Source organism: Actomonas aquatica (assembly GCF_019679435.2).
Taxonomy (GTDB): Bacteria; Verrucomicrobiota; Verrucomicrobiia; order Opitutales; family Opitutaceae; genus Actomonas; species Actomonas aquatica.
In genome coordinates this window covers 4,191,424-4,210,538 of record NZ_CP139781.1, presented here as the reverse complement: position 1 = coordinate 4,210,538, position 19,115 = coordinate 4,191,424, and the positions used below count along the sequence as shown (strand labels likewise).

Below are 19,115 nucleotides of genomic sequence, written 5' to 3'. Positions count from 1 at the left end.
CCATGACCGAAACCGTCATCCACCGCAGCAACCCCGGGATCGATCCCCACTTCCATGTGTGGGGCTGGGAGGTTCCGATTTACCTCTTCCTCGGCGGCCTCGTCGCCGGTCTCATGGTCATCGCCGGTGCTCGCCTGCTGCTCATGCGACCCAATCAACGGCAGGCCATGGTCTGCTGCACCATCGGTCCGCTCGCCGGACTCGCCCTGCTCAGCTTGGGCATGCTCGCCCTCTTCCTCGACCTCGAGCACAAGCTCTACGTCTGGCGCCTCTACCTCACCTTCGAGATCACCTCCCCCATGTCGTGGGGCTCGTGGATCCTGCTCGCCGTCTATCCCGCGCTGCTCGCCAACGCCCTCGTCCACCTGCCGGAAACCCTGCCCAGCGTCGCCCGACGTATCCCCATTCTCACTACAATCAGTGACTTCATGCTGGCCCGGCCCCGCATCATCATTCTCACCGGCCTGGCCAACGTGCTGCTCGGCATCGGTCTCGGCATCTACACCGGCATCCTGCTCGGCGCCCTCGGCGCCCGCCCGCTCTGGAACAGCGCCGTGCTCGGTCCGCTCTTCCTCTTCTCCGGCCTCTCCAGCGCCGCCGCCTTCCTGCACGGCATCCTCGTGGTCAGCATGCCCGACGACGAACGCCCGGCCTTTGCCGATTTCCTCATCTCCACCGTCACCGGCTGGACCAAGGCCCGCCCGCTCGACACCCGCCTGGCCCCCGCCCTCGCTCAGGCCGACAACAGTTTCCTCACCATCGAGTTTGCCCTCATCGGCCTGTTCTTCATCGGCCACCTCACCTCCACCGCCGTGCACCAACAGGCCATCGGCCTGCTCCTCAACGGTCCCTACGCCGCCGTCTTCTGGGTCTTCGTCGTCGGCCTCGGCATCCTCCTGCCGCTCATCCTGCAACACTTCGAGTTGCTCCACCGCATCCGCCACACCCTCGCGCCCGCACTGCTCGTGCTCGGCGGCGGTCTCGCCCTGCGCTTCATCATCGTCGCCGCCGGCCAGGCCAGCCACTGGAGCTCCCTCGCCTCGCACTAACCCCTTTACCCGCTCGTCGCCATGTCCGCTCCCGACCTCGCCACTCCCTCCGCCAAACCCGGCCCGCAACCGCACATGAATCCCTACTGGGCCGGCTTCTTCCTCGGCCTTGTGCTGCTCGCCGCCTTCGTCGTCATGGGCCGCGGACTCGGTGCGTCCGGCGCCTTCTCCACCGCGGTCGCCGTGACCGTCGATGCCGTTGCCCCCGAGCACGCTGCCAACAACGAATTCTACACCGGCTACCTCGGCGACGGCTCCTACAACCCGCTCAAGGACTGGCTCGTGTTTGAAGTCCTCGGCGTCTTCGTCGGCGGCTTCCTCTCCGGCGCCCTCGGCTCGCGCCTGCGCTTCACCGTCGAGAAAGGACCGCGCATCACCAACGGCCCGCGCCTTGTCTTCGCCTTCATCGGCGGAGCCATCATGGCCATCGGCGCCAAGCTCGCCCTCGGTTGCACCAGCGGTCAGGCCCTCACCGGCGGCGCCCTGCTCAACGTCGGCAGCTGGGCCTTCATGATGTGCGTCTTCGGCGGCGCCTACGCCCTCGCCTGGTTCGTCCGCAAACAATGGATCTGAGCCCCCAGTTTTCACCCTTCACCATTCACTCTTCCCCCTTTCCCGATGCCCGCCCCTTTCTACAAATTCGGTCTCTTCGGTGAGGAGATGTCGCTCATCGTCGCCTTCCTCATCGGCATCGCCTTCGGCTTCATCCTCGAGCGCGCCGGCTTCGGCAACGCCCGCGTGCTCGCCGCCCAGTTCTACTTCAAAGAGCTGCGCGTGCTGAAGGTCATGTTCACCGCCATCATCACCGCCATGGTCGGCCTTACCCTGCTCTCCGCCGCCGGCTTCGTCGACCTGTCCCTGGTGTATCTGACTTCCACCTACATCTGGCCGCAGATCATCGGCGGCATCCTGCTCGGCATCGGCTTCGTCATCGGCGGTTATTGTCCCGGCACGTCCTGCGTGAGCGCCGCCACCGGCCGCATCGATGGCATCGTTTACTTGGGCGGTATCATCGTCGGCCTCTTCGCCTACGGTGAAATCTATCCGTCCATCGCCGACTTCGCCCACAGCACGCCCCTCGGCAAACTCACCCTGCCCGAGCTGCTCCACATCCCCTACGGTTTCCTCGTCCTCGCCGTCGTGGTCATGGCCATCATCGCCTTCGTCGCCGCCGAATGGGCCGAGGGTCGCTTCGGCGGTCGCCGTCCCGACCTCGATTCCCTCCTCGCCCCCGCCCGCCGCTTCGCCCCGTCGCGCAAACTCGCCGGCGCCCTGCTCGGCCTCGGTGTGATCGCCGCCCTCGCCGGCAATCCCTACCGCGGCGTCGAGGGTCGCATCGATACCCGCACCCTCGCCCTCGAAGCCGCCAACCCCGCCGATCAGCTCGCCGTCCGCGACCTCGCCGACCGCCTTGTGCAGGGCCGCAACGACTTGCTCATCGTCGATGTGCGCGACGCCGATGCCTACGCGACCTATCGGATTCCCGGCGCCATCAACGTGCCGCTCGCCTCCCTCACCGCCGACTTCGTGCCGCGCAACGAACGCATCCTCTTCTACAGCGACAGCGAGCTGCAGGCCGCCCAAGCGTGGCTGCTCATGCGCTCCCTCGGTTACGACCACAGCTACCTGCTACGCGGTGGCCTTGATGCCTGGAAACAGGAGGTGCTCTTCCCCGCCCCGGCATCCGAAAACCCCACCCCGGAACAGACCGCCGACTTCGCCGCCCGCGCCGCTGTGGCCAAATTCTTTGGCGGCACCCCACGCGCCGACGCCGCTTCCGGCGGTGACGGCATGCCGCAACTCCTCGCCCCGCCGCCCCCGACCGAAGTCCCGGTGCTGGCCACGCGCAAAAAGAAGAAAAAGGAGGGCTGCTGATTTCCCTTTTTGTCGGAGCGATCTCGGGAAGGTCCGTTGGTTCGGTAAGGTTGTGACCCGGATCGCTTCGACAAAACGATTTACGTGACGCCGGCTGGGAAGGGTCGGTTCGGCAAGGCTACCCGCCGCCGGTGTTCGCGTAGGGCGCGGTCCCGTCACTGCAGTGGCGGGGCCGCAGCCCGCTTCGTTAAACCTCGCCGTCGTCGTCGACGCCTTCGCTTTCGTAGGTCCAGCGGTCGAGCAGGTAACGCGACTGATAATCCAACTCCGGAAACAGCGTCGCTTCCGTCACGCCCATGATGGCGAGCGCCTTGCGCATGTCGGCCCGACAGTCCGCCGGGATGCACAACCACTTGAGCAGCCGACTGCGCTGCAAGCCCGCGTCGATCTCCACCAGCGAGATCGGCAGCCCCACCGGCGTCTTGAACGCCCGCCCCGCCACGTAGGTGTTCGGATTGTGCACGTGTTTGCCGCCGTGCAGCGTGAACACGCCCGCCTGACTGCGGATGCGACTGTTGGTGCGATTGGCATACACCGCCACCGGCATACGCAAGCGCGCGTAAATGCCCTCCGGCTTCGCGTAACTGGTTTTATGATACAGATTCAGTTTCGCCCCGCGCGGCGGTCGCGCCGTGTAGTCGCGCAGGTCCCGCCACAACGGCTGCGCATCACTCACCTCGCGGCCGTCGAGTAACACCGGCTTCACGCCCCGCGCCTTGTCCTCCTCGGTCACCAACGCCTTCTCGATGCGCTCGATCCGGTAGTCCGCCCGGTCCACCCTCAGCGTCGCCATTTCGCGCACAAAGGTATCGTGCCACTCGATGCGCTCGCGACTGCGCGACAACGCCGCCCGTGCCACCACGTCGGGATCCTGATCAAAGGCCAGCTCGGCCATGCGCGCCGTCGCCGAGGTGTGGTAGTTGAGCCGTCTCGCATTGAGCAGCCACAACGCCGCATCCGCCTCGTCGTCGTAAGCCGGATTGCGCACCGCAAAGTAGAGCGCCACCAGCAGGTTCTCGGTCCAGTCGAGCAGCCGCGTCGGTGTCAGGTAGTGCTGCATCGTCACGAGCCACTCGAAGTCACTCGCATTGGCCGGAGCCGCGTCTGGGTTCATCGCCTTGAAATGCCGCACCAACGATACCTCGTCCACGTAACGCCCGGAACGTCGCAACGAGTTCCGCAGCATGCCTGGCGTAAGTTCGTAGTTCGAGCGTTCGTGGCCGCGGAACCACAGCCCAAATGCATCGTCGCCGCGCTTGGCACTCGAGCCCGGCCGGATGTCCTTCATGAAGGCATCGTCGGTCAGCGCGGCCACGGCCTCGCCGATGGTGCGGATGGTGCGGGCGGCCTCCGGCGGAACGGCCGGAGCAGGGGAAGCGAAACGGGCACGAGCCATGGCAAGAAAGGGTAAAGCCCGGCCACCCTGCCGGGGCCGAACCCGACAAGCAAGATGTAGCAGAGGCCGTCTCACGCCAGCGCGAGCAAGCTCGCGGCCTACATTTCGTTTTCGATACCACACTGTAGGCTGCGAGCTTGCTCGCGCTAACGTTGCCCCTCCGCTCCGTCCTCGCCCCGCTCCCGCCGCCCGCACGCCTTGCCACGCGCCCCGCCGTCCGCCAACCTCCGCCCACTGGCCGTTCTTTGCCTGACTCGACTGCTCGCTCACCCTCGTCCCCTCCCCACCCATGAGAGTCGTCTTCGTCCACGGTTGGAGTGTCACCCACCTCAACACCTACGGCGGCCTGCCCGCCGCCCTCGGTCGCCTGCCCGCGGCCCAACAGCTCGGCATCGATATCCAACACCTCTACCTCGCCAAATACGTGTCCTTCTCCGACGAGGTCACCGTCGAGGACATCGCCCGCGGCATGGAACACGCCGTGCGCGAGGAGATCCTGCCCCACCTCGCCCGCGGCGAACGCTTCGCCTGCATCACCCACTCCACCGGCGGTCCCGTCGTGCGCAAATGGATCGAGCTCTTCCACGCCGCCAACCTGCGCCGCTGCCCGCTCGGCCACCTCGTCATGCTGGCCCCCGCCAACCACGGCTCCGCCCTCGCCCAACTCGGCAAGGGCCGCCTCTCCCGCCTCAAGTCCTTCGCCACCGGCGTGCAACCCGGCGTAGGCGTGCTCAACTGGCTCGAACTCGGCAGCGACCAGGCCTGGGAACTCAACCGCGATTGGCTCGACTTCGACTGCACCGCCGCCCGCCTCTACGTCTTCACCCTCACCGGCCAGACGATCGAGCGGAAGTTCTACGACAACCTCAACAGCTACACCGGCGAACCCGGTTCCGACGGCGTCGTGCGCGCCGCCGCCGCCAACCTCAACTACGGCCTGCTGCGCCTCGATCAGGAGGGTAACCAGCTCGTCATCACCGATGAACGCAGCGCCGCGCCCAGCGGCTTCGGCGTGCTCCCCGGCCTCGCCCACTCCGGCGAAGACATCGGCATCATGCGCAGCGTGCCGCCCAACGACGACGGCTCCCACCCGACCCTGCATTGGATCATGCGCTGCCTCGAGGTCGGCACCGCCGCCGCCTACCGCACCGTCTGCCGCCACCTCGAGACCCTCACCGCCGCCACCCAGGAAGCCGAGGCGGAACGCACGGAGCGCAACCTCTTCCGCGTGGCGCGCGAGTTCCGCACCAGTCGCTACTGCCAACTCATCGTGCGTCTCAACGACGACCGCGGCACCCGCCTCGACGACTACGAGATCCTTTTCACCGCCGGCCCCAACTACAGCGCCGAGGACCTGCCGCCCGGCTTCTTCGTCGACCGCCAACGCAACCGCCTTAACCCCGGCAAACTCACCTACTACTTCGACCACGACGTCATGGCGGATTGGTTCGAGCGCGATGAGATCGGCGATCACTTCGGCGTCAAGGTCGTCGCCCGCCCCACCGAGGGCTACGCCTACTACACCGTCGCCGAATACCAGGGCCGTTTCAGCGCCGTGCAACGCCACTTCGCCCCCAACCGCACCATGATGATCGACATCACCGTGCGCCGCCACGTGCGCACTGGCGTGTATCAACTTTCCCAGGACATCAACCTAAGCGGCCGCTCCCGCCAGAAGGACAAATTCGCCGACCAACCCAAAGGCGAAGACCTCCCCCCTGACCTCTAACCATAGAGCCTGATGTAGCAGCGGCCGTGTCGGCCGCTCCGCCCTGCCTCACTGCCTCACAGCCTCGCCGCCTACATTCCGCGTTCGAACACCGCACTGTAGGCCGCGAGCTTGCTCGCGCTCTCTGAGCCCCTCGGCCCCGCCTTCATTCCGGCTCTGACCTCCGTGGTCTCAGTGCCACCTCCGTGCGCTCTGTGACGAAATCATCCTGCCTCACGGCCGCACCGACTCGACCACGCGCGACGGTGCGGTCTTGCCGCCTTCCGCCTTGAGCTGGCCGTCGGCCAAGGACGCCAGCAAGGTCTTCACCACCTCCGGCATCGACCGCGTCATCACCACCAGATCATGGATGCCTTCGCCGAGGTGTTCCAACTCGGCCTTGGTCTGCTCCATCTGCTGCCGCATCTCGCTGAACATGCTGCCCAACTGCTCCGCGACACCGAGGCGCGCCGCTTCCGTGAGGCCCGACACCTGCGCCGACTGCAGCGCGATGATGTCCTTCTGCAACTGCTCCCGGTCGGCCTGTAGCAGGGGCAAACGCGCCACCATCACACCGACCGATTCCGCCGCCGCCTGAGCCGCGCGACCACACGCCTTTTGCAGACTGCGCACCCGCGCTTCCGCGGCCGAACCGTGTTGGCGCGACTCGGCCTCTTCGCCGATCTCGCCCAGAAAACTCAGCACCATCTCGATCTGAATGCGCGCCACGCAGATGCACGACGCCACATCCGATACCGCCCCCGAGGCATCGGCGATGTGCTCCGAAAGCGTGTCCATGTTCCGGCTCATCTGCCGCGCCGTTTCGCCCAGAAAGCCCGCCACCGTGCCGATCACCACGCCCGATGCGCCGAGCGGATGCGCCGCCAGATGCGCATTGAGCGCGCTCAACTGAAACGAGTTGCCGATCTGCGCGATCGCCTGCGTGCGCTCCACCACCGCCAGACTGCCGTTGAGAAACCGATCCAACTCGCCGAACAAGCCGTTGAGGCGTGCATGTGTGTGCCGCGCCTGCGCGTGCAGGTGCTGCAACTCCGGCGGCGCCGAGTTGGCCATCACCTCGTTGAAGAGTCGCAACCCCCGCGCTGAAACCTGGGAGTCGCGGTGTTTGATTTCGCCCAACAGCGCCTCGTGGCTAAACGCCCGGTAATCCGCCCAGCCCGCCTGCTCCAACTGCCGCAGCAAATGGTGCACGCCACGCTCGGCCGCCGCGCCCTGCGACACTCCTTCTGCGATCCACGCATTCTCCTGCGCCAGGACATCCGCGTAGAGCGCCTCGATCTGCTCGAGCCGACCTTCGCTCGGCTTGATGCGCACCGAGAGGTAACCGTCGTCGATCGGCGTGATGACCGCGAACACCCAGTAGTGGTTGGCGTTGGCCGCGAGGTTTAGCACGTAACCCATGAAGGTGTGCCGCTGCCGCAACGTCGCCCACATGAGATGAAACACCGCGCGCGGCATGAGCGGATGCCGGATCAGGTTGTGATTTTCGCCCACCATGCGCTCCAACGGATAACCACTCACCCGCGCAAACACCGCATTGCCATCGGTGATCACTCCGCGCCCATCCGTCATCGAGAAGAAGGTTTCATGCACCTCAAAGTTTTGGGGCACACCGGTGGGGATCGTGGTCGAATTATTCACGGCGGTGGAGCGGTAGGGGATTAAGGGGGAGGGGGGAAAGCGGGGGTAGCACCGCGACTCGTAGTGAGACGGCGGAACTAGAGAGTTAAGCACACCACCCGGCCACTCGCCCCGCAGTCCTGCGCCAATCGTGCGCACTTATTGGCCGATCCGGTATCATGGCCGCCACCACCACCCAGCCCTAACATCGCGGCGCGTTCCCCGCGCTTCGTCCCTCTTTCGCCCCCGCCGCACGCATTGTGACCACATTGACAAGATATGGGATGCGGGCCGTCCCCGCGCGGTGGCACACTGCACGCGACTTTTGTCCTGTCGATGTCCGCCGCCGCCCATTCCCCAAGCATCCCGCCTCTCACCACGTCGCGCCTGCGACTGGAGGCTCTGCCGTTGCGAGCGCTGCGTGACCTCGCCGCCGGCCGCGCCTCGCGCGTCGTGAGCACGCTCAATTTTCACACGCCCGACCCCGCCCTGCTGCCCTCCGCCGCGTTCGCCCGCCAACGTCTGCAACTGGTGCAGGACAACCCGGTGCAACTCGGCTGGATCCACCGCTCCATCGTCCTGGCCGCCACCGACACCCTCATCGGCAGCATCAACTTCCACCACCTGCCGCCCGACCCCTTCCTCCTGCCCTACTCCCACCACGGCGCCGAGTTGGGCTACCGCATCGCCCCCGACCACCGCAACCAGGGCTACGCCACCGAAGCCGTGCGCGCCATGATGACCTGGGCCCAACAGACCGCCGACCTGCAGGCCTGCTTCCTCTCCATTTCCCCCGACAACACCGCCTCCCTGCGCCTCGCCCTCAAACTGGGCTTCCAACAAATCGGACAACAACACGACGAAATCGACGGGATCGAGTGGATCTTCCGCAAGGAACTCGCCTCGCCCCAGCGCCACTCCGCCGCCCGCTGAACCCGGCTCGATTTCGCCTCCGCGAAAAAAAGTTTCGCGCTCTGCAATCAAACCGCCGCGCCACTCGTTGCTCCGGTTTGATGAATGCAATCTCCTTCCTCTTCCGCCATCGGGGCCTCCGCCTCGCCTTCGGTTCTCTGATCACCGCCTCCGCCGCCCTCGCGGTGCAGGTGTCTGTCACGGTGCGCAGAACCTCGCCGGAAAACGGCATCTGGTTCGTTAACCCGCAACTCTTTGTCCACGACGGTTCCTTCGATCTCTTCGACGCCGGCTCCGCCGCCTCCGCGGCCCTCGAGTCCGCCGCCGAAGACGGCAACGCCTCGCTCGTCCAGGTCGAGTTCGGCGTTGAGCAACCCGACGGCCACTCCGCCGTCCTCGCCGGTCCCTTCGCGCCCGGCCGCTCCGTCACCCGCATCTTCGATCTCGATCCCTCCATCCCGGCGCACCGCTACTTCAGCTACGCCTCCATGCTCATCCCCAGCAACGACGCCTTCTTCGGCAACGACTCGCCGATGGCGTATCCGCTTTTTGATGACGAGGGCAATGTCATGGCCCGCTCCATCCCGGTCTGGGGCGCCGCCGTCTGGGACGCCGGCACCGAGGTCAACGACGAGCTCCCCGCCACCACCGCCTTCCTCGCCCAGGCCGCGCCCAACACCGGCACCACCGAAAACGGCGTGGTCGCCCTCCACCCGGGCTTCATGGCCGCCGGCCAGGGCGGCATCCTCGACGCCACCTCCCTCGCCCCCGGCCAGCCGGTGACCTTCCAGTCCGCCGACTTCACCGCCAATGGCTACCAGATCGCCGAGATCATCATCTCCGTCGTCGACGGTGAATCCACCACCCCGTCCCGCCTGCTGAACCTCTCCTCCCGTGGCCGCGCCGGCACCGGTGACGACACTCAGGTCGTCGGTTTTGTCGTCAGCTCCGGCACCGAGAAGCAGGTGCTCGTCCGCGCCGTCGGTCCGGGCCTGGCCGACTTCAACATCGCCGACTTCCTCGCCGATCCCGTCCTCACCGTCTTCGACGCCGACGGCGTGGAAATGGCCACCAACGACAACTGGGTCGCCGCCGACGTGACCGAAGCCACCGCCACCGTCGGTGCCTTCACCCTGCCGGAGAACAGTGCCGACGCCGCCCTGCTCCTCACCCTGCCCGCCGGTGCCTACACCGCTCAGGTCAGCAACAACGGTGACACCGAAGGTGTGACCCTCGTCGAAATCTACGAAGTCGGCCGCTAAGCCGCATCCCTTTCCCATCCGGGTAGTTCAAAAGCAACAAGGCTGGCCCGCCTGCTCCGTGCAGGCGGGCCATTTTTGTGCCCACGTGTAACCACCCACCGGATACGCCTCACCACCACCTTTAGAGCTCGACCTCGTGTCGAGCCGCCCCCGCCCCACCGCCATCCACACGGCCGACATCTCGCTTCCGCCAGCACACTGTAGGCTGCGAGCTTGCTCGCGCTGCGTTGCCTCTCCGCTCCTTCGCCCGGCCCGGCCTCCCGCCGCCAACCGAAGGTCAACCCAACCTCACGACTGCCCCAGCTGCGCCGCCAGTGCCGCAAAACGTTCGGCATCCGCCGGCGAGGCCGCGACATACACGACGTCGTCTCCCGCCCACGTCGCGAAACCCCAATTGCCGTCTCGCGTCACCGCGACCGGATCCCCCACCTGCGGCGCCCCCACAAACTGATCGCGAGGCACCGTCACGAGGTGCACCAGGTCGAGCGGTTTCATCATCGCAGGCGCGCCCTCCGGCGCATCCGGCGCGTTCACCGCCATGAGTTTTTTGCCGAGCATCGGCGTGCCGTCCTCACCGCGAGGCACGCCATCGAGATAAAAACAGAGGATGTAAACCGACACCCCATCGACATCGAGAATCTCGCAGCCGAGGTTGTCCAAGTCATCCACCGCCGCCGGCACGCTCAGCTCACTCGGCGCCCCCTGCGTTTGCATCCACGCCACCAACTCCGCGGCATCCAGTGCCATGCGATCGAGTTGGTAGTCGGGGTCATTAAAAAAGGCCCGGATGCCCGCCTGCAGCGTCGCGCCATCCACGGCCGGTGCCGACGCCGCCACGCCTTCACCCGTGATCGCGACCGGCGGCGTGCCGCCTTCGTCCGGCGAGCGCGCCGTCCATACGAGACCCGCCGTCGCGGTCACCGCTGCCGCCGCAGCCAAACCGCCGCTCCAGCGCCACCAGCGCAGACGTCGCTCCCGCTCCTCCGCGAGCTTGCGCCCCTCCGCCAGGATCGCAGCAACGCGCTCGGGCGACAGGCTTTGCCGCTCGTAGTGTTTGCGCAGGGACTGCTCAGGTTCGTTCACAAAATCAGGAATGAGGAGGGAGCTACGGCGTCGCTTGCTCCGAGAGGCTCGGACCGGACGCGTCTGGGGAAACGATGCAGCGCAGCTTTTGCAAACCCCGACGCATCAGACTGAGCACGGTATTGCGGGGTTGCTCCGTCATCCGACCGATCTCCTCCGCCGTGCGCCCCTCGATATAGTGGAGGAACAGCGCCTCGCGCTCGTTTTGCCGCAGGTGCCCCAAGAGGGTCTCCACATCGGCTTCGGCTCCGGGTGCATCACTCGCCGCCGGATCGGGTTCATCGAGCTCTTCACCGGTTTCAAACGATACCACCTTGGCGCGCCGATAGCGGTCGATGACGATGTGTTTGACCGCCGTGAACAACGTCGCGCGCGACGGCACCCGTCCGTAACGCCGGTGCAGATTGAGCCAGGCCTCCTGCGCCACATCCTCCGCGTCTTCGCGGTGGTGCAACAACGCGAGCGCATAACGAAACCCCGCGTTGAGCAGGTCGGCATCGCTATCGGTCGTCGTAGTGCTGGAGCTTGGTGCAGGCACGGGGACACTAGAGCCCCTAAGCCCGGGCTCTTATTCCCCGCATTCATGGAAAAAAGGATCATTCTCTCCTCAAACAACGAACCAACGCCCGGTTTGATTGCGGACACCTCGCACCTTTTGCCCCAGCCGATTGAATATCGCCGACTCCGCCTGCGTCTAAGAACTCAACGCCTCCCGCGTTGTCTCTAAAACTCCCTCCGACTCGTTATGACTTTTCTCCGCCGCCGCCTGCCCGCCCTCTGCCTGCTCCTCACTTCGGCCGCGCTGCTCTCCGCCGCGCCCACCAAATCGACCATCACGGCCGTGACCGTTTATCCCGACCGCGCCTTGGTCGAACGCCACGCCGACCTCACCCTGCCCGCCGGCGAATCCACCATCACCCTCACCGGCCTGCCCGCCAACCTCTGGGACAACTCCCTCCAAGTCCGCGGTAGCGGCCCCGCCGGCACCACCATCCTCGATGTCAACGCCCGCAACGTCTTCGTCGAGTCCGAGCCCAGCCCCCAAATCCGCGAGCTCGAGCAATCCCTCGAATCCCTCCGCGACCAGGACCAGACGCTCGCCGACAAAGTCCAACTCCTCGATCGCGAGTCGATGGTGCTCGACCAAATCATCCGCGCCCAAACCACCCCGCCCACCGAAGGCCCCGCCGCGCCCCGCGACCTCTCCGAGCTGCAGAACCTCCTGAGCTTCGCCGCCGAAAACCAAGCCCGCCTCGCCACCGCCAAGCGCAACCTCTCCGACCAACGCGAAGACCTCGCCCAAAAAATCGCCGCCGCCCAGGCCCAGCTCAACGAAGCCCGTGGCCGCCTCCCCGGTCGCCGCGCCGTCAAGGAGGTCACCGTGCGCCTCACTACCTCGACCGCTGGCCCCGGCCAACTTGCCCTCTCCTACACCGTGCCCGGCGCCCGCTGGGCACCGGTCTACAACGCCCGCCTCGACTCCACCGCCCGCGAGGTCGCCTTCGACTACCAAGCCTCAGTGACCAACCGCACCGGCGAACCCTGGACCAACGTCGCCCTTACCCTCTCCACCGCCCGCCCCAGCGCCGGCGGCTCCGCCCCCGAAGCCCAACCGTGGATCGTCGCCGAACTCGAACAACGACGTCGCTACGCCGACGAAGAAGGAATCACCCTTTCCGCCTTCTCCGTGAGCCGCGCCGCCGCGCCCGCTCCCGAACTCAAAATCGCCGGCCGAGCAGAAGTCGAGGCCGACATGGCCGTCGCCCAAGCTACCGTCGAAACCGGCCTCACCGCCGCCACCTTCAAAATCACCGCTCCCGCCACCATTCCGGCCGACGGCACCACCCAAAAAGTCTCCGTCACCACCGTCACCCTGCCCGCCGGCCTGCGCTACGACAGCACGCCCAAATACATCGCCAGCGCCTTCCTCTCCGCTACCGTCTCCAACACCACCGACTTCCCGCTGCTCGGCGGCCCGCTCGCGTCCTTCGTCGACGGCGCCTTCATCGCCAACAGCCAACTCGAGACCACCATGCCCGGCGAGGACTTCGACCTCGCGCTCGGCGTCGACGAGGGCATCGCCATCGAACGCGACCTCACCAACCGCTTCGTCGAAAAGACCGGCTTCACCAACTCCGGCACCCGCGTGACCTACGAGGTGAAACTCACCCTCACCAACCACAAGTCCGTGCCCGTCACCTTGCGCATCGCCGAGCCCCTGCCCGTCTCCCGCCACGAGAAGATCAAAGTCGAGCTCCTCAGCCCGACCGCCCGCGACATCGCCACCGGCGACGACAAGTCCAAGGCCTTCCACCGCGACGAAGAAGGCATCCTCACCTGGACCGGCTCCCTCGCCCCCGGCGCCTCCCGCACCCTCGACCTCAAGTTCAGCATCGAGCACCCCAACGACCTGCCCGTCACCGGCGTGGAGTAAGCCCCGGGTAACTCAGGCCGACAACGCTTCGTCGCTCGGCCATTCCGCCGCCGCCTCCGTCCGATCCGACTCCGCCTCCTCCGGCGGCCGCACACTCGGGCCCTCCACCCAGAGGGCCTCGAGCAGCGTGCGGGTCGGCCGCACCGGCGGACCAAACGGACCGCACAACACCTGCGCCGCCACCATCTCCAACGCGCGCGCGCCGATCACCCTCGGCTGTTGGTCCAGACACGCACACGGGCGCACCTGATCAATCTTGTTGAGCAGCACAAAACCCGTGGTCGCCGCCGCGCCCTCTTCCTCGATCCAGTCCTGCACCGCCGCCGCATGCGTCAACACCACGTCCGGCCGCTCCGCTCGAAACCAGCTCAGGAACTCCTCCTTTTTCAACGCGGCCTGTGTCACCGCCATCGGCACCGACTCCACTTCCGGGTTCACCGCCAAAAACGCCGCGAACGCCGCCCGCTGCCGGTGCTGGATACGCACGCTGCGCTGCTGCTCGAAGATGTATCCGGGACGTCGATACCCACGTTGCTTCAACCGCCCGAGCAGCCGGTAGATCGACGCGTAGTGATCGAGACACACCACATGCAACGCCGGCTGTGAGGTGACGAAGTCGGTGTAGATTCCGGCCAGCCGCGACCAATCGAGCTCGCGCACATCGGGCTGATACCAGCTCGGCAACACCATCACTCCGTGAATGCCGCGTGCCCGCAGCACGCCGTCGAGCCGACGAAGCGGCAGGTCACGGCCGCCCGCCACAAACGTCTCCACGTCAAAACCCATCTCATGCGCCCGCTGGCGCGCCCCCTTCACCAGCTCCGCCGGAAACGGCCCGTGCGGCCAGTGCTCCGTCTCCTGCAGATCCACCGCCGCGATCACGCCCTGCAACCCGTCGTGCCGGCTGCGCCGCACCTCCGCCAAAACCGATGAGGTCAGCGGGTTGATGCGAAACCCACACGCCTCCGCCGCCGCCTTTACCCGCTCCGCCGTCTCCGCGCTCACCCGCCCCCGACCGCGCAGCGCATCCGACACCGTGGTGGGGGAGAGTCCGAGCTGCCGCGCCAATGATCGCAGGGTGACCTTTGCTTCATCCATGCGCTCGCTGATGCCACCACCCCCGTGCCCTCAAAAGGTTACCGTTGAATGACAGTTCGGCAGCACGTCGCGTCGCGCCGGCAACATCGTGCGCTACGTCTTTTTGCACCTACCCCGGGGGTCAATCCCGCCCCCACCCCAACCCCTTTCCCAAACGGTTACCCCCACTACCCGCGACGTGTCGCCCGGGGATAACTGTATCCCAAACCAAGCAAAACCCACCCCTCCTATGACCCTACCCGCTGTCATTCTGCGGCACCGTGTGCTCGCATGCCTTGGACTCCTCGCCGGCTCGCTCGGCGCCCAATCCACCCCCTCCGCCGACACCGTTCCCGCCGGCCCCGCCGAACCCACCGTCGTCCTGCCCGCCTTCGTCATCGAGGAGGAAACCCCCAACCCTTACCAGTCCAACCAAGCCCTCTCCGCCTCGCGCGTCGCCACGTCCATCCAGGACATCCCGCAGACGATCTCCGTCGTCACTTCGGACTTCCTCAAGGACACCATGAGCACCCGCATGCTCGACGCCGCGAAATACATCACCCCGGTCGTCGAATCCACTCTGCCCGTCGGTGGTGACCGCTACATGATCCGCGGCTTCCAGGTTTCCCACGAGTTCATCGACGGCACCGAAATCTCCGGTCAGGACGGTTACTCCGCCTCCCTGCCCAACTTCAACATCGAGCGCATCGAGATCATCAAGGGCCCCAACGCCATCCTCGTGCCCGGCGGCTCCCCCGGTGGTCAGTTCAACCCCATCACCAAGTCCCCCATCATCGGCAAGGACCAGAGCTCCGTGAGCATGGATTGGGCCCAATACGGCACCACCAGCGTGAGCACCGACCTCAACCGCATCGTCAACGACGACATGGCCGTGCGTCTCGTGGCCGCCTACTGGGACAACGACGGCTACACCCGCGGTTACTTCCGCACCGGCTACCTGCTCGCCCCGTCCTTCGCCTGGCAGCTCAGCGACAACCACAAACTCAACGTGAAGGCCGAGTTCATGCAGAACCGCGAAACCACCCTCGTCGGTCTGCCCATCGATCCCTCCGTCGGCTCCGATGACTACGCCTTCATCGCCCGCGGCCTGCCGCGCGACTTCTCCTTCGGCAACGATCAGGACTTCCGCCACCGCGCCACCGAGCGTCTCACCGTCGAGCTCCTCTCCAACCTCGGCAACCACGTGACCTCCCGCCTCCAGTTCATGGCCAACCACGTCGTGCGCGAAGACCAGGGCGGCACCTCCGCCGCCATCGCCGGCATCCCCGTCACCCGCAACCCCACCACCGGCAAATACGAGCCCGGCATCACCTGGTCGGTCGACCAAAGCGGCCCCACCGCCGTGCCGTCCTCCACCCCGAGCCCGATCCCGGACCCCTCCACCTGGCTCTTCACCCGCAACAACGGCGCCGTCGACCTCTTCTACACCGAGGGCCACTTCCGCAACGACTACGCCGCCAAGTTTGAAGAGGAGTGGTTCAACTCCACCACCATCGCCGGCGTCTCCGCCAACTACTCCCGCGTGCAGTTCAAAGCCTACCCGGCCGCCGCCCGCCCCTCCATCCTCGCCAGCGACCTCGACTCGATCACCTTCCCCGATCGCGTCTGGCCGCAACCCTCCCTCGCCGCCGGCGGCGGCAACCGCACCGGTCGCCAGCAGGACCTCCAGCTCTTCGTCTACGAAAACCTCGGCCTGCTCGACGACCGCATCCTGCTCTCCGGCGGCGTCTCACGCTACTTCGGCAACCTGCAACGCATCGACGACACCGGCCTGCCGCCCGCCATCACCGATCCCGATTACTCCCTGTCCACCACCGCCAAGACTCTCGGCCTCGTGGTCAAACCGATCGAAGGCGTCTCGCTGTTCTACAGCTTCAACTCCTCCGGCGGCACCATGCCGTCCTCCCTCAACCCCGGCACCTACGGCTCCTCCTTCCGCGCCGCCGCCGGCGAACAGGACGAGTTTGGCGTGAAGCTCAACCTCTTCGAAGACCGCCTCACCGCCTCCGTCGCCTACTTCGACATCTCGCAGCAGAATTATGCCGTGCCCAACAGCGACTACTACACCCTCGTCGCGCAGGGCCGCCAGGCCGAGGCCGACCTCCTGCCCAACCCGCTCTACCTCGACCTCAACTCCAAGGGCTGGGAAGCTGAGTTTGCCTGGGCCGTGAACAAAAACCTCACCCTCATCGGCAACTTCACCTCCTTCGAGATTCGCCAACCCATCACCGAGGTCCGGGTGCGCGCCGTGCCCGACCAAAACGGCGCCATCTACGCCGATTACCAGTTCGGCGAAGGCGCCCTCAGCGGTTTCGGCGTCAACATCGGCATCGACTACAAGGGCGACGTCGTGGGCGAAAACGCCACCGGCTACACCACCAGCACCCCGCTCCCCGGCGACGTGTTTGTGCCCAACCAACCGACCTTCCTGGTCGACGCCCGCACCCTCGTGAACCTCGGCTTCAGCTACAAGTCCGAGCAATGGACCAGCCGACTGCAGTTCAACAACGTCCTCGACAAGGACTACATCCTCGCCGCCGGCAGCCGCACCGCCGCCGTCCCCGGCAACCCCTTCAACGTGAAGGCCTCCTTCACCTACAAATTCTGAGAGTTGGGTAACCGGCGGCGTAGCTGCACGCCGCCCTCTCACGCACGGCCGGAGTCGCTTGGGCTCCGGCCGTTTTGCGTTAACGGATGCCGACACCGCCCGACTTGCGCTTTTGCCGAAATGTCGTTCGGTCCCTTAAGTCTTACCCATCATGAAACGTCGCGCATCCCTGCTTACGACCGTCCTCTTTCTCACCATGCTCAGCTTTGGCACCGCCGCCCCGCTTGATGTGGGCGCCCCCGCTCCCGCGGTTTCCGCCCTCACCGACGAGGGCTCCGAACTCAACCTGGCCGACGTGTATTCGTCGCATGACTACACCTTGGTGTATTTTTACCCCAAGGCCGACACCCCGGGCTGCACCAAACAAGGTTGCTCCCTGCGTGACGCCTACGAAGAGCTCACCGACCAGGGCGTCGCCGTCATCGGCGTCTCCTATGACACCGTCGAAAAGCAGGCTGCCTTTAAGGAGAAATACCACTTCCCCTTCACCCTCCTGGCCGACACCGAAAAAGCCGTCGCCAAAGCCTTCGGCGCCAACGGCATGATCATGGCCAGTCGCTCCGCCTACCTCGTGCACGACGGCAAGATCGTCTACGCCGACCACAAGGGCTCCACGACCGAACAGGCCAACGACATCATCCAATTTCTGGCCAAGTAACTGCTAGCTACGAGGTCAGCTGACCGACGGTCACCGACTACAAACTACGAACTAAAAAACGCCTCCCGCTCCCGGGAGGCGTTTTTTGTGCCCGCCCACACCGAGTTTCTTAACCACGAATGGACACGAAAGGCTTCGCCTACCGGCTACGCCCTGAACCCGTTTGATGGGTATTGGCGGAACGTTAGTGGAGCCCATCCGTGTTCATCCGTGGTTTAAAAAAAAAACCCTGCCTCTCCGCCGCCGCCGTCACTGTATCGCTCGCCGCAACCGTTCTCCATGCCACGCCGCTCCACCAAGTCCCGTTCCGCCCGCGCCAAACGCGCGCTGCCCGCCCGCTTTCGCCGCACCAAGGCCTTCTTCTGGCTCAACGCCCTCATCCTGCTCGGCGGCGGCGTCTGGTATTTTCTCCAGCCGCCCGGTCGCCAGGCCGAGGTCCGCCAACTCGTCGGCAATACCTTCGCCGAAAACAAACGCGTCGACCCGCTCGATGTCGCCTGGGACCTCTACCAGCTCTACTACAGCCCCGACTTCGTCAGCGCCGCCCCCGCCCCCGGCGACCGCACCCATCTCTACGCTGGCGCCCCCGTCGCCGCCAACTCTCCGGCTCAAGTCACCCGCCTGCTCACCAACACCGGCTACCTCGTGGGCTACGACGACAACGTTGGCGTCGCGCGCTGGGCCGCCTACCGGGTGGCTGACATCTCCCCGCTGCCCACGCCCGCCGAGCGCCCCGACCGCTTCGACGTCGATCGCCGCACCGTCGCCCGCATCGACAGCGACGCCTACACCGGCACCGGCTACGACCGCGGTCACCTCGCGCCCAACTACGCCATCGCCACCCGCTACGGTGAACCCGCCCAGCGCGAGACTTTTCTCATGAGCAACATCATCCCGCAGCTGCATCGCCTCAACGCCGGCCTCTGGAAGCAGCTCGAGATGGAAATCGCCACCGCCTACCCCGCCCGCTTTAGCGAGATCTGGGTGCTCTGCGGTCCCGTGCTCGGCAATCCCCCGGCCCGCCTGCCCGGCTCAGCCCGCAACCGCCCCGCCATCCCCGAAGCCTGTTACATGATCCTCGTCGACGAAAGCGACGGCCGCGTCCGCGCCCAAGCCTTCCTCTTCCCGTCCTCTCCCGCCGACAGCGCCCGCCTCGGCGACTTCCTCGTCACCATCGACGAACTCGAGCAGCGCACCGGCCTAGACTTCCTCCCCGCCCTCCCCGATCCCGCCGAATCCGCCCTCGAATCCAAACGCGCCACCCGCGTCTGGTAACCCAGGCGAGCCGAGCAACCGCCTTTTTTAACCACGGATGAACACGGATAGGCTCCACTACCGTTCCGCCAAAACATCAGAGCGTAGCCGGTAGGCGAAGCCATCCGTGTGCATCC

15 protein-coding genes are annotated in these 19,115 nt (G+C 66.0%); 10 read left to right on the top strand and 5 right to left on the bottom strand.

Features of this window, described 5'->3' with window-relative positions; genetic code table 11:
- Window positions 1-2 precede the first annotated feature (2 nt).
- From nrfD to K1X11_RS15990, 3 genes are read left to right on the top strand one after another with little or no spacing between them, the layout of a single operon-like run.
- Window positions 3-1,049 (top strand): NrfD/PsrC family molybdoenzyme membrane anchor subunit, encoded by a 1,047-nt coding sequence (gene nrfD, locus K1X11_RS16000; protein ID WP_221031247.1) that lies wholly within the window; start codon window positions 3-5, stop codon window positions 1,047-1,049.
- Window positions 1,050-1,070: 21 nt separating this feature from the next.
- Window positions 1,071-1,622, top strand: coding sequence for a YeeE/YedE thiosulfate transporter family protein (locus K1X11_RS15995; protein WP_225919458.1), 552 nt, complete (start codon window positions 1,071-1,073; stop codon window positions 1,620-1,622).
- A gap of 45 nt (window positions 1,623-1,667) precedes the next feature.
- The gene (locus tag K1X11_RS15990; RefSeq protein WP_221031246.1) at window positions 1,668-2,924 is read left to right on the top strand and encodes a YeeE/YedE thiosulfate transporter family protein; all 1,257 of its coding nucleotides are present in this window, start codon (window positions 1,668-1,670) and stop codon (window positions 2,922-2,924) included.
- Between the two features lie 187 nt (window positions 2,925-3,111).
- On the opposite strand, the gene K1X11_RS15985 is transcribed toward K1X11_RS15990, so the two are convergent.
- A complete protein-coding gene (locus K1X11_RS15985) occupies window positions 3,112-4,320 on the bottom strand; it encodes an FRG domain-containing protein (RefSeq protein ID WP_221031245.1) in 1,209 nt (402 codons plus the stop codon).
- Between the two features lie 289 nt (window positions 4,321-4,609).
- Here K1X11_RS15985 and K1X11_RS15980 point away from each other — a divergent pair, with 289 nt between their 5' ends.
- Window positions 4,610-6,049 carry an esterase/lipase family protein gene (locus tag K1X11_RS15980; RefSeq protein ID WP_221031244.1) on the top strand — a complete coding sequence of 480 codons (1,440 nt, stop codon included), beginning with the start codon at window positions 4,610-4,612 and terminating at the stop codon, window positions 6,047-6,049.
- A gap of 213 nt (window positions 6,050-6,262) precedes the next feature.
- On the opposite strand, the gene K1X11_RS15975 is transcribed toward K1X11_RS15980, so the two are convergent.
- Window positions 6,263-7,690 (bottom strand): PAS domain-containing protein, encoded by a 1,428-nt coding sequence (locus K1X11_RS15975; RefSeq protein WP_221031243.1) that lies wholly within the window; start codon window positions 7,688-7,690, stop codon window positions 6,263-6,265.
- 315 nt (window positions 7,691-8,005) lie between these two features.
- Between K1X11_RS15975 and K1X11_RS15970 the strand changes: the two genes are divergently transcribed.
- Both K1X11_RS15970 and K1X11_RS15965 read left to right on the top strand, forming a co-directional pair.
- Window positions 8,006-8,602, top strand: a complete 597-nt coding sequence (locus K1X11_RS15970) for a GNAT family N-acetyltransferase (RefSeq protein ID WP_221031242.1) — start codon at window positions 8,006-8,008, stop codon at window positions 8,600-8,602.
- Between the two features lie 80 nt (window positions 8,603-8,682).
- Window positions 8,683-9,843: a spondin domain-containing protein gene (locus tag K1X11_RS15965; RefSeq protein ID WP_221031241.1), complete on the top strand. Its 1,161-nt coding sequence runs from the start codon at window positions 8,683-8,685 to the stop codon at window positions 9,841-9,843.
- Window positions 9,844-10,131: 288 nt separating this feature from the next.
- Here K1X11_RS15965 and K1X11_RS15960 read toward each other — a convergent pair whose 3' ends face one another.
- Both K1X11_RS15960 and K1X11_RS15955 read right to left on the bottom strand, forming a co-directional pair.
- Complete coding sequence (locus K1X11_RS15960; protein ID WP_221031240.1) at window positions 10,132-10,926, bottom strand: hypothetical protein; 795 nt, start codon at window positions 10,924-10,926, stop codon at window positions 10,132-10,134.
- Between the two features lie 22 nt (window positions 10,927-10,948).
- Complete coding sequence (locus K1X11_RS15955) at window positions 10,949-11,464, bottom strand: RNA polymerase sigma factor (protein ID WP_221031239.1); 516 nt, start codon at window positions 11,462-11,464, stop codon at window positions 10,949-10,951.
- A gap of 207 nt (window positions 11,465-11,671) precedes the next feature.
- Here K1X11_RS15955 and K1X11_RS15950 point away from each other — a divergent pair, with 207 nt between their 5' ends.
- Window positions 11,672-13,360 (top strand): mucoidy inhibitor MuiA family protein, encoded by a 1,689-nt coding sequence (locus K1X11_RS15950; RefSeq protein WP_221031238.1) that lies wholly within the window; start codon window positions 11,672-11,674, stop codon window positions 13,358-13,360.
- A gap of 12 nt (window positions 13,361-13,372) precedes the next feature.
- Here the strand turns inward: K1X11_RS15950 and K1X11_RS15945 are convergent, their stop codons facing one another.
- Window positions 13,373-14,458, bottom strand: coding sequence for a LacI family DNA-binding transcriptional regulator (locus tag K1X11_RS15945; protein WP_221031237.1), 1,086 nt, complete (start codon window positions 14,456-14,458; stop codon window positions 13,373-13,375).
- A gap of 229 nt (window positions 14,459-14,687) precedes the next feature.
- Between K1X11_RS15945 and K1X11_RS15940 the strand changes: the two genes are divergently transcribed.
- The 3 genes from K1X11_RS15940 (at window position 14,688) to K1X11_RS15930 (ending at window position 18,999) form a co-directional block, all read left to right on the top strand.
- Window positions 14,688-17,066 (top strand): TonB-dependent siderophore receptor, encoded by a 2,379-nt coding sequence (locus tag K1X11_RS15940; protein ID WP_221031236.1) that lies wholly within the window; start codon window positions 14,688-14,690, stop codon window positions 17,064-17,066.
- 151 nt (window positions 17,067-17,217) lie between these two features.
- Window positions 17,218-17,724 carry a peroxiredoxin gene (locus K1X11_RS15935; protein ID WP_221031235.1) on the top strand — a complete coding sequence of 169 codons (507 nt, stop codon included), beginning with the start codon at window positions 17,218-17,220 and terminating at the stop codon, window positions 17,722-17,724.
- 279 nt (window positions 17,725-18,003) lie between these two features.
- Window positions 18,004-18,999 carry a DNA/RNA non-specific endonuclease gene (locus K1X11_RS15930; protein WP_221031234.1) on the top strand — a complete coding sequence of 332 codons (996 nt, stop codon included), beginning with the start codon at window positions 18,004-18,006 and terminating at the stop codon, window positions 18,997-18,999.
- Window positions 19,000-19,115: the final 116 nt, after the last annotated feature.

What these genes read in the sequence shown, in the direction of transcription:
- K1X11_RS15965 (WP_221031241.1), top strand. Translation starts at nt 8,683, where the DNA reads ATGAATGCAATCTCCTTCCTCTTCCGCCATCGGGGCCTCCGCCTCGCC.
- K1X11_RS15980 (WP_221031244.1), top strand. Translation starts at nt 4,610, where the DNA reads ATGAGAGTCGTCTTCGTCCACGGTTGGAGTGTCACCCACCTCAACACC.
- K1X11_RS15995 (WP_225919458.1), top strand. Translation starts at nt 1,071, where the DNA reads ATGTCCGCTCCCGACCTCGCCACTCCCTCCGCCAAACCCGGCCCGCAA.
- K1X11_RS15935 (WP_221031235.1), top strand. Translation starts at nt 17,218, where the DNA reads ATGAAACGTCGCGCATCCCTGCTTACGACCGTCCTCTTTCTCACCATG.
- K1X11_RS15945 (WP_221031237.1), bottom strand. Translation starts at nt 14,458, where the DNA reads ATGGATGAAGCAAAGGTCACCCTGCGATCATTGGCGCGGCAGCTCGGA.
- nrfD (WP_221031247.1), top strand. Translation starts at nt 3, where the DNA reads ATGACCGAAACCGTCATCCACCGCAGCAACCCCGGGATCGATCCCCAC.
- K1X11_RS15940 (WP_221031236.1), top strand. Translation starts at nt 14,688, where the DNA reads ATGACCCTACCCGCTGTCATTCTGCGGCACCGTGTGCTCGCATGCCTT.
- K1X11_RS15930 (WP_221031234.1), top strand. Translation starts at nt 18,004, where the DNA reads ATGCCACGCCGCTCCACCAAGTCCCGTTCCGCCCGCGCCAAACGCGCG.
- K1X11_RS15985 (WP_221031245.1), bottom strand. Translation starts at nt 4,320, where the DNA reads ATGGCTCGTGCCCGTTTCGCTTCCCCTGCTCCGGCCGTTCCGCCGGAG.
- K1X11_RS15970 (WP_221031242.1), top strand. Translation starts at nt 8,006, where the DNA reads ATGTCCGCCGCCGCCCATTCCCCAAGCATCCCGCCTCTCACCACGTCG.
- K1X11_RS15990 (WP_221031246.1), top strand. Translation starts at nt 1,668, where the DNA reads ATGCCCGCCCCTTTCTACAAATTCGGTCTCTTCGGTGAGGAGATGTCG.
- K1X11_RS15950 (WP_221031238.1), top strand. Translation starts at nt 11,672, where the DNA reads ATGACTTTTCTCCGCCGCCGCCTGCCCGCCCTCTGCCTGCTCCTCACT.